At 39.2% G+C, this 17,130-nt stretch carries 14 protein-coding genes; all 14 read right to left on the reverse strand.

Annotated elements, in window-relative coordinates:
• Positions 1-545: 545 nt before the first annotated feature.
• The 14 genes from CWO92_RS04310 to CWO92_RS04375 all read right to left on the reverse strand — a co-directional run bounded on the left by CWO92_RS04310 (position 546) and on the right by CWO92_RS04375 (position 17,116).
• Positions 546-1,628: an AbrB family transcriptional regulator gene (locus tag CWO92_RS04310; RefSeq protein WP_101352966.1), complete on the reverse strand. Its 1,083-nt coding sequence runs from the start codon at positions 1,626-1,628 to the stop codon at positions 546-548.
• A 58-nt stretch (positions 1,629-1,686) separates the two neighbouring features.
• Positions 1,687-2,808 (reverse strand): NAD(P)/FAD-dependent oxidoreductase, encoded by a 1,122-nt coding sequence (locus CWO92_RS04315; RefSeq protein ID WP_101352967.1) that lies wholly within the window; start codon positions 2,806-2,808, stop codon positions 1,687-1,689.
• Positions 2,809-2,922: 114 nt separating this feature from the next.
• A complete protein-coding gene (locus CWO92_RS04320; protein WP_101352968.1) occupies positions 2,923-3,948 on the reverse strand; it encodes an asparaginase in 1,026 nt (341 codons plus the stop codon).
• A gap of 402 nt (positions 3,949-4,350) precedes the next feature.
• Positions 4,351-6,948: an ABC transporter permease gene (locus CWO92_RS04325; protein WP_101352969.1), complete on the reverse strand. Its 2,598-nt coding sequence runs from the start codon at positions 6,946-6,948 to the stop codon at positions 4,351-4,353.
• A complete protein-coding gene (locus CWO92_RS04330) occupies positions 6,945-7,628 on the reverse strand; it encodes an ABC transporter ATP-binding protein (RefSeq protein WP_101352970.1) in 684 nt (227 codons plus the stop codon). The genes CWO92_RS04325 and CWO92_RS04330 overlap by 4 nt, the downstream gene beginning before the upstream one ends.
• A 92-nt stretch (positions 7,629-7,720) precedes the next feature.
• Positions 7,721-8,722, reverse strand: coding sequence for a sensor histidine kinase (locus tag CWO92_RS04335; protein ID WP_101352971.1), 1,002 nt, complete (start codon positions 8,720-8,722; stop codon positions 7,721-7,723).
• Position 8,723: 1 nt separating this feature from the next.
• Positions 8,724-9,407 carry a response regulator transcription factor gene (locus CWO92_RS04340; protein WP_101352972.1) on the reverse strand — a complete coding sequence of 228 codons (684 nt, stop codon included), beginning with the start codon at positions 9,405-9,407 and terminating at the stop codon, positions 8,724-8,726.
• Between the two features lie 89 nt (positions 9,408-9,496).
• Positions 9,497-9,955, reverse strand: a complete 459-nt coding sequence (locus CWO92_RS04345) for a PfkB family carbohydrate kinase (protein ID WP_101352973.1) — start codon at positions 9,953-9,955, stop codon at positions 9,497-9,499.
• A 96-nt stretch (positions 9,956-10,051) separates the two neighbouring features.
• Positions 10,052-10,771: a GntR family transcriptional regulator gene (locus CWO92_RS04350; RefSeq protein ID WP_101352974.1), complete on the reverse strand. Its 720-nt coding sequence runs from the start codon at positions 10,769-10,771 to the stop codon at positions 10,052-10,054.
• A gap of 415 nt (positions 10,772-11,186) precedes the next feature.
• Positions 11,187-12,197, reverse strand: a complete 1,011-nt coding sequence (locus CWO92_RS04355) for a Gfo/Idh/MocA family protein (RefSeq protein WP_101352975.1) — start codon at positions 12,195-12,197, stop codon at positions 11,187-11,189.
• Positions 12,198-12,359: 162 nt separating this feature from the next.
• Positions 12,360-13,442, reverse strand: coding sequence for a Gfo/Idh/MocA family protein (locus CWO92_RS04360; RefSeq protein ID WP_101352976.1), 1,083 nt, complete (start codon positions 13,440-13,442; stop codon positions 12,360-12,362).
• Positions 13,443-13,476: 34 nt separating this feature from the next.
• Positions 13,477-14,367, reverse strand: a complete 891-nt coding sequence (locus tag CWO92_RS04365; protein ID WP_101352977.1) for a sugar phosphate isomerase/epimerase family protein — start codon at positions 14,365-14,367, stop codon at positions 13,477-13,479.
• A 217-nt stretch (positions 14,368-14,584) separates the two neighbouring features.
• Positions 14,585-15,874 (reverse strand): alpha-L-fucosidase, encoded by a 1,290-nt coding sequence (locus tag CWO92_RS04370; protein ID WP_101352978.1) that lies wholly within the window; start codon positions 15,872-15,874, stop codon positions 14,585-14,587.
• A gap of 183 nt (positions 15,875-16,057) precedes the next feature.
• Positions 16,058-17,116 (reverse strand): Gfo/Idh/MocA family protein, encoded by a 1,059-nt coding sequence (locus CWO92_RS04375; protein WP_101352979.1) that lies wholly within the window; start codon positions 17,114-17,116, stop codon positions 16,058-16,060.
• Positions 17,117-17,130: the final 14 nt, after the last annotated feature.

The raw sequence follows: 17,130 nt of genomic DNA on the forward strand, positions 1-17,130 counted from the left end.
CAATGGACCTTGGTTAATCAAAGTAGTGCAAGTAAAAAGGATATATCCTTTTACTGTAATCAATCACAACACCTATAATGGCTCAAGTCAACGAATAGGCATATTAAATGTAAAGTTGATAACATTAGAGAATCGTAAAAATATGTTTTTACTGTCGCGGACAATGGTAGAAAATGGGGGACATTTGTTTTAACGGATTCCACTTTTAAACCGTAAATCATAATTTATGTTGAAAACAAAATAAAAAATGCACCGCAAATGCAGTGCATTTAATTCCTTTGAATATTTAAGGAAGCGTATGATGTAAGATATTGCTTTTCACCAATGGAAAGTCCCAGTTGTTGGCGATTTATTTCCGAATATTGGACAACCTTGTGGTTTTTAAGGAAAACCAGTAGATAAATACATCCCTACGCGCAATATTACTTGGGTATTTAAAATCAGCAGCTAAATGCTCTTTGATACACATAAAATAGTTTCCATTTCAGAACTGTCCACCCCATATGGACACTTTCTCAAAATGTCCACGAGTGGTGCCTGGCACCCTATGGAAGATATTGTTTTTGTTTGCGATAATGACGCTTAAAGAACCACTTTAATAATGGCGGGACGATAAAAAAGATGAAAAAGATACGGAATAATTGATAGCCTGTAACGATAGACAGATTTGCATGTACCGCATGTGCGATTATCCCCATTTGATCCATCCCCCCAGGTGCAACACTTAAAAAGGAAGTAATATTGCTAACATGATGCAATATGACCAAAAGAAAGGAAAGCCCTAATGAAGTTAAGATCAAAATGAATCCGCTAACTAGCGAGAAAGTTATGATTTTCCCTTTATTCTCTAAAGCATCCGGTTTCATTAACAGTCCAATATATCCCCCCATTAAAAATTGCGAAAAATTTGTAAGGGTTACAGGTAAATTTGGACCATGCACCAATCCAATATTGATAATGGCCGTACCAATAATTGGACCAAGCAAAAATGGTGTAGGCAGCTTTGCTTTTTTTCCAAGCAAAGCAAAAGCAACACTTACGATTGCAAAAATGATAATAGTAGGAAATAACTCCATCCATCCAGCAGCCATTTTACCGCTGACAGCATGGAAATCACCTACTGCAAATATAGGACTTGTTACGAGAATTGGTACGAAAAAAATAATCATCATTAATCGTGTTACTTGTAAAAACGTGACAACCGTTAAATCCAAGCCCTTTATTTCTTCCCCCAGTGTAATCATCTGAGATAAACCACCGGGGATACTTCCTGTTAAAATGGTGGGATACTCAACGCCAGTCCATTTTGATATGAAAATAGCAAATATCGAACTAATCCCAATCGTTAAAACCGTCATTAGCAACATGGACGGCAATTGATGAACAATTTGAATTAGGGCCGGTTTTGTAAAAGATAAACCAATGGTATATCCAACAATAATTAATCCGCTGTTCCTTAATTGAACTGGCCAATATAGTTTCATCTTACCAATCCGTGCCGCCAGAAAGACCGCCACCATTGGTCCTAGCAGCCAAGGAATTGGCATATGAATGAGCAGAAAAACTACTCCGCCCATCAACGAAATGATAAATGTGAGGAGGAATGGAATCCACTTATTTTTTTCCATGAAAAAACCTTCTTAACAACAATATTTTCACCTTACTACTCTACTAAATGAAAGAAGACTATTCTACTGGCAAAGCAAACCGTAATGGTGCATACGGTGTAATATCCAATTCTAATCTTTCTCCAAGAGCTAACCTAGCTACCAAAGAACCTATATACGGCCCCATTGTTAAACCAGATGCTCCAAGACCGTTCGCAATAATTAAACCTTGTATTGATGGAACTGGCCCAAACAATGGCAAAATATCCGGTCCGGCTGGCCTAAACCCAATTCTAACTTCATGTAGGGTGCTGCTAGCAAGTCCTGGTGCAACATGCAAAGCTTCATCTAATACTTCCTTCAAGCCCGCAGCTGTTACACGGTAATCAAATCCCGCACCGATTTCCCTCGTTGCCCCTACTACGACACGCGAATCATCAAAGGAAACAAGATAATGACTACTTTGCGGAAGAATGACTGGCCAATTAGACGTATCTTGGTCAGGCAGCTTAAGATGGACAATTTGACCGCGTTGTGGCTCTACTTTTAATGTTATTCCAAATGGAGCTAATAATTCCGGTGCCCATGCTCCAGCTGCAACCACGACAGTATCTGCTGTCAGAAGTTCTCCGTTAACACGCACTCCTGTGATCTTATTATTTCCCCTTTCCAAAAATGCCTCTCCTGTATAAAAGATTGCTCCATGTTTTTCTGCGCCTCTTTTCAACGCATCCCTTAACAATCTGCCATCTACACGTGCAGCTCCTTCCACATAAACAGCTTTCAATCCTTCCTTTAATGGAGGGAAGAGGTTACGTGCTTCTTTCGCTGATAAACGGCGCACTTCTCCCACCTCTGGAATTTCAGCACGGCATTTATTTCCCCTTTGCTGAATATAATCGAGTTTTTCATCATCCTCACTAACGGCCAGTGCACCTACTAATCGATAACCTAAATTGGTTTCTCCATCTTCTTTTAATTGTGCAACAAGAGAAGGATAGTAGCATGCTCCTGCTTTTGCAAGCCGAAACCAGTCTTCATCCTCTGAGCTTGTAACCCATGGACAAACAATACCTGCTCCCGCTGCTGTTGCCTGCCCTTCATGAAATTGATCCACAACGATTACTTCCGCACCTTTTTTAGATAAATGATAAGCAGTACTTGCTCCAAAAATCCCTGCCCCAACGACGATTACCTTCATTATATGAACATTCCTTTCTTTTTTAAATGGATTCACTTAACTTAAATCTAAAGCCGCAATAAATTATAAAAAAACGCAAAGAAAATCCTTTGCATTTTTTCGTAAACAATAAAACTATTGAATTACTTTTTTTACACGCTCTAACTGAAAAACTGGCGATAATTGTCCGATTGTTTCTTGACGGCAATTTTTCAACTGTGGATAGTGGTAATCCTTTAGTTGCTCGAGCTGATGATCATGTAATAGATTCAGTTGTTTTAAAACTTCTACGGCTACTGGATTCGTCCCTCTCCCATTTCCGTCTTCTACTTTAATCGCGATTCCAATTCCGGTTTCTATATCGCCAATGCAATAAACTGCTTCCGCTCCAGCCTTGCCAAATGCTCTGCCATTTGCCACTGTCATAAAATCGGTGCAAAATCGGTCCGTACCACCAACCATTTCCGGTGCATTCATCATTGCTTGGACGATTCTTTTAACAGTCGCAGTTCTTTCATTACTTAGCCCTGTTGGTTTTGCCATTCGTGCATAGCAATACGCTAGCTTATCTAGAGGTAGACCATGAACAGGTACCCCGCAGCCATCAATACCAATTTCAATCTTCTCCTTCGGAAACTCTGCTAAACTACTAATAGCTTCTAGGATTCTTTGTTGAACCGGATGCTCTAGTTTATAGTAATCTTCAACTGTTTCATTCATATATTGTGCTGTTGTTAACATCCCACTATGTTTTCCGGAGCAATTATTATACAACGGTGTAATAGGTTTTCTATCTCGGATTAGTTCCTCATAGACCTCTTCCCATCTTGGATTGTGGGAACCGCATTGCAAATCTTTAACCTCAAGTCCAATCCTATTAAGAATGGAAAGCACTCGATTCGTATGCTGTTTTTCCGCATTATGGGAGGCACAACATAGTGCAATATCTGCATCATCAAAATGATAGAAATCTGCTGCCCCGGTCTCAATTAATGGAATTGCTTGAACAGGTTTCATGGACGAACGTGCATAAACCATTTGCTGCGGATTGCCTGCCTGATAAAGTAAATTGCCATTCGCATCTACAACAGCGATATGCCCCTTGTGTACGCTTTCTAGCATTTTTCCTCTATGAACATGTACAAGTTGTGCAGCTTCCATATCATCATCCCCATTTTCGAAATTATTTAGCTATTCGAAATAACAATAAAACATGTCATCCCCAATTACAATACCTTTTTAATATTTCGACAATTGGTGGGTTGCGGGGTCAGGTCCCTTTTCCCTTTTTATTGAGAGGGGTTGGTCGAAGGGGCAAGTCTCTTTTCCCTTATAGGTTAAAGCTATCGATTGCGAGTCTGCCCCACTTCCTCGGATGATGGGATGTGGGGTCTGACCCCTAATCCCAGATCAAGGGACTGGACCCTTTATCCCGGTGGCTAAAGGCTTTAAATAAAAATAGCCCTGCAATGAGGGCTATTTCTTTCGCCCGAGGGGGCATTTAATATTGTCCTCCTCAGAAAGACACTTTTGCGTTTTGTCCACGAGTGGTGCCTGGCACCACTAGATGCTTTCTTGTTTGAGGGTGTCGATGATGTTTTCTTTTTTTACTTTGGAGCTGGAATAGAGCATGGCGATGCTGACAATGATGAATACAGCTAAGATTGCATAGACAATTTCTAACCATGGAAGGGAGAATCCAAAGCTGAAACTGTTCATTAGGGATCGATAGATTAAGTACATGACAACAATACTAATTGGAAGGCCGTACAACAATGACTTTATTCCATAAAAAATGCTTTCATAATGTATCATTTTATTGAAGCCTTTAGGAGTCATGCCGATCGATTTCAACATCGCAAATTCACGTTTTCTGAGCGAGATAGAAGTTGTAATCGTATTTAAAATATTCGCCACCGATATCGCGGTCATGAGTGCGATAAATCCATACGTAAATACCGACATTAACAGCAGCATTTGTTCTTCCTGCTGCCTGCCTTGAAATACATTATAAACATACATATTGCCAGGTTTTATTTTTTCAATTTCTTCTTGTGTTTTGATCGGATCTTTACTTTTTAAGTAGAGAAAAGAGTGAATATCATCAGTTGGATATTTTTTAAGCAGTTGATTCATGCCCTGTTTGGAAACAATGATATCTAAATTGCCTGGCCCACTTGAAGATAAACCCATAGGCAATTGTTCCGTCAATGCCGCAAAGGTTACTTCTCCAAATCTCTCCGTTTTTTCCGTATTAGGATCTATAAGGCTCAGATCAATACTTTGGCCGGCTTTAGCATGAATAGCTTTTGTTTCTACATATTTTTTTGCCTGCATATCCTCGTATGAAATAGTATCAATCACAATCCCAGCTACATGCTTCGGATTATTCAGCTTCCCATAATCTGCACCAATTGATTTTGCATAAGCTTTTAAATGTTGCTCATCTAATTCGTGTACCATTATATTGTAAGGAAATTTTTCATCCCTCATTTGATCATGATAGTCTTTGGTCTTTAGTTCTTTCGCGATAGAATCTTTATCAATCCATGCACTACTATCGATACTCCTCATTTCGCTAGCATCTGTTACATCTCCAAGCTGCGCAATGGTCTTAAATATGTCTTTATCCGATTTCGTTATCTCACCATCTACAGAAACTTGAATATCGAAACTTATATTATCCTGTGAAAGAACAAGTGATTTTTTTAAATTGGCATTAAAAAAAGAGACGGCTAAAAACAGGACAATACTAATGACGAGTGAAAAAACAGTGGCTTGATATCTTCTTTTATTTCTCTTTAAGTTTTTCAACCCAACCTCTGCCTCAAAGCCAAAAATTTTGCGAACAAACTTAGATGTTTTTACTCTTTTACTCGTAAGTTTAATATCGGTCGTTTGACGAATTGCATCTATGGCAGAAATCTTCGATGCCTTTCTAGCAGGTAGATACGTTGAAATGAGTATAGTTGCCATTGAAACGATACACGCAATTAAAATGGAAAAAGGCGTAACCGTCAACCTCCAATTCACATCTAATCCCAGTGCATTTTGAACGACCGAATTAATGAAGAGAAAAGTGACTCCAATCCCCGTAAGTCCAAAAATAATCCCAAGTGGTATACTTATCAAGCCGATGATAAACCCTTCAAAAAATACTGAGTTTTGCTTCTGTCTTCTTGTCGCACCAACACTGGAAAGCATTCCTAAATGACGAGAACGTTCGGAAACAGAAATGGCAAATGCATTATAGATGAGAGAAACAGAGCCAATGATGATGACCCCCATAATAACGGCAGTTAATGAAAATAGGGTGCGTTTTAGGCCGAGGTCATTTGTTACTCCATAATATCGCAATAATGCATTATTAAACTTTACCGATTTTATATTTTCTTGCTTTGCAAGTTCCTCTGCATGTGAATACAGAGATCCATTCACCTTTTTTAAAACAACGGCAGCATCTGCTTTATTGGATGCTCCTATCATGCTTTTATCAATATAACCAATAACAGTATATCCTGGTGCCCATGTTGGTTCCCAGTTCGGAAGGTTGATAAAACCAACAACAGTATATGTTTTAGTAGTTAGCTTTTTAAAAGTTTCGGTTAATTTCTCATCCTCTATTTGTAATGGGTCGTTTTGTCCAAATTTCTTAACAGGTTGACCAGCTAATTTCATTTCCCGCTCTCCGATATTCAAGGTGATAGAATCGCCGATATTAAAATTCACTTTTCCATCTGTGGATATTCTATCAGAGAGAACTACCTCGTTTGCCGCCTTTGGTAACCTACCTTTTTCCAATTCAATCGGGAACTGTTTAAAACCTTGGGCACTATATTGTTTTATAAATAAATACGGTTTACTTTTATTTTGCCCGCCCTTTAAAGGGGCATATCCTTCATCCCTTGTTAAAACTACCTTTTTCGTCGCGTCATCTTTTTCAATGGCCTCGAGTTGCTTCTTGTTTACATCTTTATATAAAACATGCCATTCTCCATTGTCCGCAATTTCCTGCCTTTTCATTAAATCCATAAAGGAAACAAATAAAGTGGCAACAGCCGTAATCATCGCAACAGAAATAATAACACCTATAATGGTCACAAGGGTTCGTCGCTTATTTAGCCTCATATGTCTTAGAGTGAGTTTGTTCACAATGTTCACGGACGAATCACCTCATCCTTAGCAATCTTCCCATCTTCTATACTAATGACTCGGTCGGCTTGAAGGGCTATATCTTCATCATGAGTAATAACAAGCAAGGTCTGATTTAAGGTTTTATTAAACATTTTCAATAGATCAATAATTTCCCTGCTGTTCTTACTATCCAGATTGCCCGTTGGCTCATCCGCTAGCATAATGGCAGGATTGCTAATCAATGACCTGCCAATCGAAACCCTTTGTTGTTGTCCACCTGATAATTGGTTAGGCAAATGATTTAAGCGATTATCCAGATTAAGAAGCTTCACAATATCATCAAATTGTTTTTTATACACCTTATGTCCATCAAGCAAAAGTGGAAGCGTAATATTTTCTTCTACTGTTAAAACAGGTATAAGGTTGTAAAACTGATAGATTAGTCCGATTTGTCTTCGTCTAAAAATCGCTAACTGTGTTTCGTTCAAACTATAAATATCCGTGTTATCCACAAAAACCTTTCCACTAGTTGGCCTGTCCACACCACCAAGCAGATGCAAAAGCGTGGATTTTCCGGATCCAGAAGGGCCAATGATCGCGACAAATTCACCTTTATTTACAGAGAATGAAACATCATCCAGCGCCTTCACTGCGGTTTCACCCTTGCCATATTGTTTTGACAGATGTTCTATTTTTAAAATTCCCATAAAAAATACCTCCAACTATATGCTATAGATTAGTCTATCTGTCTTTTATGACTTTACAGTGACTTCAAAAATGACAGTTTTGTCACTTTACGCTAGATGACCTGCTTGTAAAACTTTATTTTAAAGCTTGTTCCTTCCCCTTTTTTACTGCTTACTTCGATATCTCCATGTTGACTGGTAATAATGCTATGGGCCATTGCCAACCCGATACCGACACTTTCATTGCTAGCATTTTTCCCTTTATAAAAGCGCTTAAAAATATTGTGTAAGTCTTTCTTTTCAATGCCTATTCCATTATCTGCAATACAAATTTCTGTAAACAGAATATTTTCAGTGTAGGAGATGGTAATAGTCCCTCCCACTGGGGTATGCTCTACTCCATTTTTCAAAATATTAATGATTGCCTCGAGTGTCCAATGAAAATCTCCTAAAAAAGTTGTAGTCTTTTCCCCTTGTAAATTCACGATTAATTCCTTAATGTCTATAGGGATTAACAAATTCTCCAATGCTTTTTGAAGCAATTTTTCAACCTGTACTGGTTCCTTTTTAAATTGGACAGTTCCAGCATCAATTTTGGAAAGCTTCAATAAGGAAGAAACAAGCCACTCCAATCGTTCTATTTGATTGCGAAGGTTTTGGGTAAATTCCGTTCTTTTTTCAGGAGGTAATTCGGGATCACTTAACAAATCAGACATCATCAGCATGGATGTCAGCGGAGTTTTTAGTTGATGGGAGATATCGGAGATTGCATTTGTTAATTGGATTTTATCCTTTTGCAAAAGGGACCTATGCTCGGACAACATAATGGTCACTTTGTATAATTCATTTTTTAAAATACTAAGCTCCCCCTCAACATTATCACGAACATCAAGAGTAAATTCGCCGCTATGAATTTTCCGTAAATACTCCGCAAGTTTTTCAATTTCACGATATCTCTTTTTGGTAAAAAATAGACTGGAGCTTATTAGCAGAACAGAAATCATAAGAGCAAGTATTGCGGCCGCAATGGATAAAAATGCTGCGGCAACAATTCCTACTAAACTAATCCCGCACATTGTGATGAGATGATGTAGTACCTCTTTATTCCTTAGCAAATTACTCACCAACCTTATACCCTAATCCCCGCACGGTTTTGATAATTTGCGGGTGCTGGGGATTGTCTTCTAACTTTTCTCTAAGTCTTTTTATGTAGACCGTTAATGTATTATCATTCACAAAGTCTCCTGCCACGTCCCAAATTTGCTCTAAAAGCTGACTTCTCGAGAGAATCTGTCCAATATGGTTGGCAAAAATCAATAATAAGCGGTATTCTAATGCGGTCAGCACTATCTCTTGACCATTTTTATAGACTTTTCCTTCCTGTGTATGAATTCTAATTCCATTTATATCCATATATGTCTTTGTCTGAGCATACCTTTGATACCTTCTTAAGACCGTTTTAATTCTGGAAATAAGCTCGCGGATTCGAAAAGGCTTAGTAATATAATCATCCGCTCCCATATCGAGTCCCATCACCACATTGACCTCGTCATCCACAGCTGTCAGAAAAATAACTGGGAGATCCTTCTGCTTTTTTACCAATTTACATAAATCATAGCCACTCCCATCCGGCAATGACACATCAAACAGGCACAAATCGAACTCCTCTAAACGTTCTACAATTACCTTTTTTGCCGATTCAGCATCATAGCACAAAACGGTAGAAAAATGATCATGCTGCAGCGAATATTCCAATCCGGAGGCAATTGTCTTATCGTCCTCCACTAGTAATATTTTCATAGAAATCATCCTATCTATTTATCTATAACATAATACTTTCCCCTTCAAACTCCTAACCCAATCATCCCGTATTTAGGAGTAAATGTCATCTACTTTTTGGGACGGAGGGTCAGGTCCCTTATCCCGTTTGGGAAAAGGGACCTGACCCTCCTTTGTGCTTTCCATAAGCTCAGCATCGCATTCCTGTTTTTTATGACTGTCCACCACAGGAGGACAAAGTCGCAAAATGTCCACGAGTGGTGCCAGGCACCTCCTACTACGATATCAATAAAGCCAGTTTGTGCTTCCATTGTGTTCAATACACCTGTCGTCATAGCACCTTTTATTACATTTTCAACGGACTTTTTTTGTAAGATAGCTGTTGCCAAACCTGCAACTACCGAATCCCCTGATCCTACAGGATTCACAACCGTAACTTTTGGAATCCTCGCTTGAAAATAATCGTTCTGATATTTAATAAAGGCCCCTTTTTCACCAAGAGAAATCATAACCAACTCTATTCCATTAAATAAAGAATGGGATACGGCCTTTTGGAGCCCATTCTTTATTTAATGGAAAGAAGTTGCAAACCTAATAACTGATTTAATTCATCTATATTTGGCTTGATCGCATATTGTCTAGCTTCTCTACACCCTTTATATTTTTTATCTTAATTCAGTGGCATAGACAAATTTTTCTCCTCTTGCAGTAGAAATTGTATATTCAACTGCCTGCTGATGAAAAAAGGCGACACGCTCAATTCTCAGTGCAGGCGAACCTTCCTTTTCCATTAAATAAGGCGCTTCCAAGGATCCAACACCAACTGCCTTAAAACGCTCATTGGTATTCGTAATATTGATATTGTACTTGTTGCGGAAAATGCTGTACATGTAGTTACTTTCAAGTTCTTTTTTTGTTAGATTCGGAAATTGATTTACTGGCAGATAAGTAGTTTCATACATAATCGGCTCATCATCTGCCAGTCGTAAACGGATAAATGCATAAACATGCTCAGTCTCCCTAAGCTCCAATTCCTTGGCAACCTTATTGGGTGCGGGCATAATCTCAAATGAGAGTATTTTTACGGACGGCTTTTTCCCTAGCTTTTTCATTTCTTCTGAAAAACTATATAAGCTTACCAGGTTTTGTGTGAATGTCCGCGGTGATACAAAGCTTCCTTTACCGTGTTCCTTATAAATATGCCCTTCATTCTCCAATTCAATCATTGCTTGACGAATGGTGGTTCTACTAATGTCGTACATTTCGCATAGTTCACGTTCAGAAGGAAGCTTATCAAACTCTTTCCATTCACCTGATGATATTTTTTTGACAATAATATCAATTAATTGTGCATATAGCGGTAGACGACTTTTTTTATCAATCATCTATTTACCCCATTCCATCTCATCACATAATGTTGTCATTACCAGTTTGTTTATTCGATTTACTAAATAACCTTAATTTTATCTAATTATGGAAATAAACTTTCGTCAACGCTTTCATTCCTTTTTATAAAAGAAATGATGGGAAGAGGGACCCGCCCCCTATCCCACTTGTTCTAATTGGTTCCTCCTCGGTCAGACATCCATGAATAAAACAGTTTATTTACAGTTCATAGCGCTTTTATTCGGTATAAGGGGTAGACATGATCTACAACAAACCTTAGTGTAACTGCTGCTTTTGCATTTCCCTGATAACGTCTGTAATAGCAACTATTTGTACCGTATCTTGGTGCTTTAGATAGTTTGGGATAGGATGTCTCTGCAATTTCGCTCCCTCCGATGATTACTCTCGAAGTCTTTATCCCCCCAGAATTTCTTTTAATTCTATTCTACGGTTTTCTCTATTTGACAAAGCTGCTGCCTCATTCACCATTGTTAATTGGATAAAATCTTCTTTTGTAAGGGATGGTGCTTTGCCTATTAAAATTTCTTCTACCCATTGTTGCATTGGCATTGCAATTGGCTTTATTGATTCCACAGGACCTTCCCAATTTTGTTGACCAAGACGACTACTTCTGAGGCGAATCTGCTGATCTTCAATTAAGAGAGTACCTTCTGTGCCAAAAAGCTCTAATTGAAATGGACTGCCATAAGATAAAAAGCCAGTTTCAATTACCCCTAATGCACCAGATTTATATTCCAAGAGAACGACGGCATTGTCATCTACCCCATGATTGTTCGTTTGCTGCAGTCGAGCATGGAGAGCATGCACAGGTCCCATTAGTCGATTCGTCAAATAAATCGGGTGGGCGCCAAGGTCTATAAATGCCCCACCTCCACATTGTTCCTTGTCAAAGAAGCGAGCGGGCAACCAACCTTGAGTCTTCCCCTCTGGAACAACTGCTCCATTGTGAGCCATACGGCAGCGAATCGTTGTCAATTGACCAAGAAGTCCGTCATTTACTACCTTTTGCGCATAGAGATATGGGCTTTCTGTTAGCCTTGGCAAGGAAACCATTAGCTTAACTCCATTTTCCTCTACCGCTTCTAAAATTTCTTCACAGTCCTTCACTGTAAAGGCCAGCACCTTTTCCGTAAAAATATGTTTTTGGTGGTTTGCCGCTGCAAGCAGAACCTCTTTATGTAAATTAGTAGGTGTGTTCACTATCACAGCATCAATAGCTGGATTAGATAAAACTGCTTGAAGATTACGTTCAAATGGTACCTCTAATTCCGTAGCCCATTTTTCCCCACGTTCCGGTTCTTCATCCCAAACTAGTTGGATAGATAACTGGTCATTGGCTTTTACCTGATTCGCATAATCATCTGCATGTACATGCCACCTGCTTAATAATGCAACCTTTATCATTTTTCGCCACTCCTTCTGGTGGGATGAAGGGTCTGGTCCCTCGTCCCATTCCTAATTTTTAATTAGAAAACTTTTCTCCCCAACTTCTACTATTTTTGAATAATTGGAAGAGTTTCATTAACATTTTTGTAAGTGGGACGAGGTGCCTGACCCTTCATCCCGTTAGTTAAAATAGACGGCTTTTCCTGTTTTGGCAGATTCGTAGATGGCTTCTAGTATTTGTGTTACAACTAGTGCTTCTCTTGGTTTTACAACAGGTTCTGTATCGTTTAATATACTTTGAATCCACAGTCTTGCTTCCATATCCGAGTCATTTTCAGCTTTACCATCGTAAAAAGCTACTCCGCCTGAGGTTAATTCCACATTGGTAGTGTAGAGCTTGCCAAAGTTTTCCCCATTAATACGAAGACCTTCTTTCATATCGGCTCCACCCTCTGTTCCGCTGAGAGAACATTTGGCTTCATCTACATCCAACGTATTCAGTGCCCAACTAGATTCAAGAATAATCGTCGCTCCATTTTCCATCGTAATAAAACCAAAAGCAGAATCCTCGACAGTGAATGTTTCCGGATTCCATGGGCCCCAAGCATTTGCTGCATCTTTCTTCTGCCCTAATTTATGATAGGTTGTCCCCATTACTGATTTTGGTTTGTAATTATCCATCATCCATAGTGTAAGATCTAGTGCATGTGTGCCAATATCGATTAATGGTCCACCACCTTGTTTTTCTTCATCTAAAAATACCCCCCAAGTCGGGACGGCGCGGCGGCGAATCGCATGTGCTTTAGCAAAGTAGATTTCACCAAGATCCCCACGCTGACAAACCTTATGTAGATACTGGCTGTCTTGACGGAAACGGTTGTTATAGCCAATAGTTAGCTTTTTGCCTGTGCGTTCAGATGCTTCCACCATTGCTTTTGCTTCTTCATATGTTTTTGCCATCGGCTTTTCACACATAACATGCTTGCCGCTTTCCATCGCTGCAATTGAAATTTCTGCATGGGATATATTGGGTGTACAAACATGCACTACATCAATAGTTGTATCTTTCAATAATTGTTTGTAGTCCTCATAGACACAAGCTTCTTTTGTACCATATTTTTGCGCGGCATTTTTTGCTTTTTCCATTTCAATGTCACAGAATGCTACAATTTCAACTTCTTTAAGTTTGCTTAAACTTGGCAAATGTTTTCCGTTTGCAATTCCTCCACAACCTATGATTGCTACTTTAAGTTTTTCAGACATGTTTGTTCCTCCTAATCTATTATTTGCTGATGGGTTACTTAAAAGTTTTGATAAACTTTATCGCGTCCCCAATATCTTGAAGCGGGTTGATTCCCACTTCTCTTTCAATCGTTAAGTAACCCTTATAGCCAATTTCTTGTAAGGCGGCAAAATAAGCTAAAAAATCCACCTTACCTTGACCTAGCGGCAGTTCTTTAAAATACTCTCCCTCCGTTACCATTTGAGCAATCTTTTCATGATCTACTCCGCCGCCATATCCTAGGGCACCGTATACATCTCGAGGATCAACGTCCCGATATCTTGCTCCATCCTTTACATGAGTATGGACAATATAATCCTTTAATAGTTTCACACCTTCCACTGGGTTGTCTCCAGTCACCATCACCATATTGGCAGGGTCAAAATTCACTGAAACACCATTGGTACGAAGGGAATCTAAGAAGCCTTTTAATCTTGCTGACGGCTCAGGACCCGTTTCAATCGCGAAATAAGCATTCAAACTTTTTGCGTATACTCCAAGCTCATCACATGCTTTTTGCATTTCTTCGTAAACAGGGTCTTTAGGATCTTTAGGGATGATGCCAATATGTGTTGTGACAATGTTTGTTCCCAATTCCACCGCAAGGTCTAGAATCCTTTTTGACTTTTCAATCTTTTTAGGGTTTAATTGTGCATCCTGAAATCCATGTCCACCAAGATCTCCGCATAAGGCGGAAATTTCTAATCCTAAAGAATCAATATAACTTTTTAACTCTTTTCTAGCAGTTGCACTTAAGTTTTCTGGACTCATTTCCCCTTTCACTGCATAGATTTGGACACCATCGGCACCGAGCTCCTTTGCAGTCTTCAACCCATCACGAATCGGCATTCGCAGACTGTCCACAATGATGCCAATTTTATTCGTCAATTTTTGTTCAAGCTTCATTTCATCCACCCCTCCTTTGAAATAAGTACTTACTATTCATGAACTTATACTGGTAAATGATGTTCGGTTCCCTCATTTATGACATACTAACCTGCCCCTTTGGTGACTTGTTTGGAAGTTCGCAGTAAATGCAGGGCACCTTTCTTCTTTGGTAACCAGTTTCAATGCTTGTTCCGATACAGCTTCTTTGTAACCACACTATTTTAGTCACAAAATCTTATCCGAAATCTTCCTCCAGCAGTTCCAATTCGATCACCGTATCTATCTCATCAGGAAGTCTCGCTCCTTGAAGCGTGATAAACGCACCATTTTGGATGTCAGAATACTCTGCGGCCATCCATGGAACTTCGACTTTTAGTTCACTTCCATCCACAAGCAGCCTGGCTTTTTTAATCCTGCCTTTCAATCCATAGAAGTAGATAGGACCAATCCCTTTGTCATAAACATGTGCGTATAAATAGTTCCCTTTTTGAGTGTATCTTCCCCATTCGGGTTTTGGGAGACTAGATACGCAACAGCCGTAGATACTTTCTCCATTTTGCTTCATCCATTTTCCGACTGCCTTTAAAATAGCCATAGATTCCTCGGGAATTTCTCCTTTCGCATTCGGTCCCACATTTAATAAGAGATTGCCATTTTTGCTGACACATTCTACTAAAGCTCGAACCACCTGTTGCGGAGATTTATAGTTTTTGTCTTGTGAATGATAGCCCCAGTGGTCGTTCATTGTGATACAAGCTTCCCATGGTACCGGTTTACTTTCCTCATTTACAATCCCGCCGACCGGTATAATTTGTTCCGGGGAATAAAAATCACCTGCATATATTTCCGGTTCCGATGACAAAAGATTTCCTCCGAGTCGATTATCAATTAAAATATCTGGCTGAATTGAACGAATCATTTCAACAAGCTTGGTTGCCTGCCACTTTTCACCGGTCATATCATCGTATGAAAAATCAAACCATAAAATATCTATTTTTCCGTAATTCGTTAGTAATTCCTTCACCTGTCCGTGAAAATAGGTGATATATCTGGAAAAGTCCCCTGCGACATTTTTAAAATCCTCATTATCTCTCATCGGATGATAACGATCTCCATATGCTGGATAGTCGTGGTGATGCCAGTCTATAATCGAATAATACAGTCCAACTTTAAGCCCTTCATCTCGAAAAGCTTCTATATATTCTTTAATCAAATCACGTCCTGCAGGTGTATTCGTGGATTTATAATCTGTTAGTTTACTATCAAATAAACAAAAACCATCATGATGTTTTGCGGTCAGTACTGCATATTTCTGCCCCGCCCCTTTTGCGGCCCTCGCCCATTCACGGGGATTATAAAAAACAGGATTATACTCCTCAAAATAAAGTTGATAGTCTTCCACACTCAATCGTTCATTGCTCCGAATCCATTCTCCGCGTGCCGGAATCGAATAAAGCCCCCAGTGAATAAATAAACCAAAGCGATCCTCCAGGAACCATTTCACACGTTCTTTTCTCTCACTCATTTTCTGTCCTCCCGTCCCAATGTAAAAGCTTCAAATTTAATATCATGGGAGTCTGCGTCTGCACATTCGCCTTTATATAAAAGAGCCATCTCACCAGATTGGAATACTGTTAAACAGGAATAAGAAAATAGCGGCTTTTAATTGTTAAGAATGTTTTTTTGAGCTTTTCAAAGGTCATCCTGCCTAAAAACTGACCTCTATCCCTTTTTCACTAGATTCATAAATGCCGCAAAGGATTTTCATGATTTCTACTCCATCTTGTACAGGACTGATGGTTTCTTTATTTTCCATAACACATTCGATGAAATGGTCTATCTCTGACTGAAATGCTTGGTTAAAATCAAACGTTAAATGATCTACTTGCGGGGTGACATTTAGAATTGTATTGTGTTTCTCGGAAACAATATGGAGCTCAGGTTCGATTTCCGCTCCCCCCTTATCCCCATATAACTTCACTTGTGTATCATCTTTTTTAGCATGAAGGGTAAAGCTTACATCTACAAATAATGATGCTCCATTTTGAAAGCGAATCAACGCGTTTGTCATATCTTCAACATCATTTTTGGTTGGATCATAATCGGCAGCCTTATAGAATGATAGATTTTGAATATGGGAGCGATTTCCTAACTTTCGATAAGTATTTCCGGTAATCGATTTTACTTTTGGACGGCCCATTAAGTACCAGCATAAATCGATAACATGCACACCGATATCTATTAGCGGGCCACCTCCTGATCGGCTTTTATCAGAGAACCAACCGCCAGGATTACCTAGTCTGCGCAGGCATGATGCTTTTGCATAATAAATGCTTCCTAAGTCCCCCGCATCAATAAATGATTTTAAAACTTTGGTATTGGAGGCATATCTTCTTACAAAGCCAACTTGCAATAGCTTTCCGCTCTCCTGCACGGCTTTTTCAATCTCCAAGGCTTTTTCCACGCTGGTCGTTAACGGCTTTTCTACCAAAACATGCTTTCCGGCTTTTAAAGCAGCGATGGCAATTTCCGCATGGGAATGATTCCATGTACATATGCTGACAGCGTCTATTTCCTCATTTTTTACTAGTTCATGATAGTCCGTATAGTACTTAGTTGCCTTATAAAGTTCTGCCTTTGCCTTTGCTCTTTCTTCCTTTAAATCACAAACCGCAGAAATTTCAGCATGAGGATTGTGGTCATATCCTTTAAAATGCATTTCTGAAATAGATCCTGCTCCAATTACCCCGATTTTTAACTTACTCATGAATCATTCCTCCT

It is taken from the genome of Heyndrickxia camelliae (assembly GCF_002844575.1).
Lineage (GTDB): Bacteria > Bacillota > Bacilli > Bacillales > Bacillaceae_C > Margalitia > Margalitia camelliae.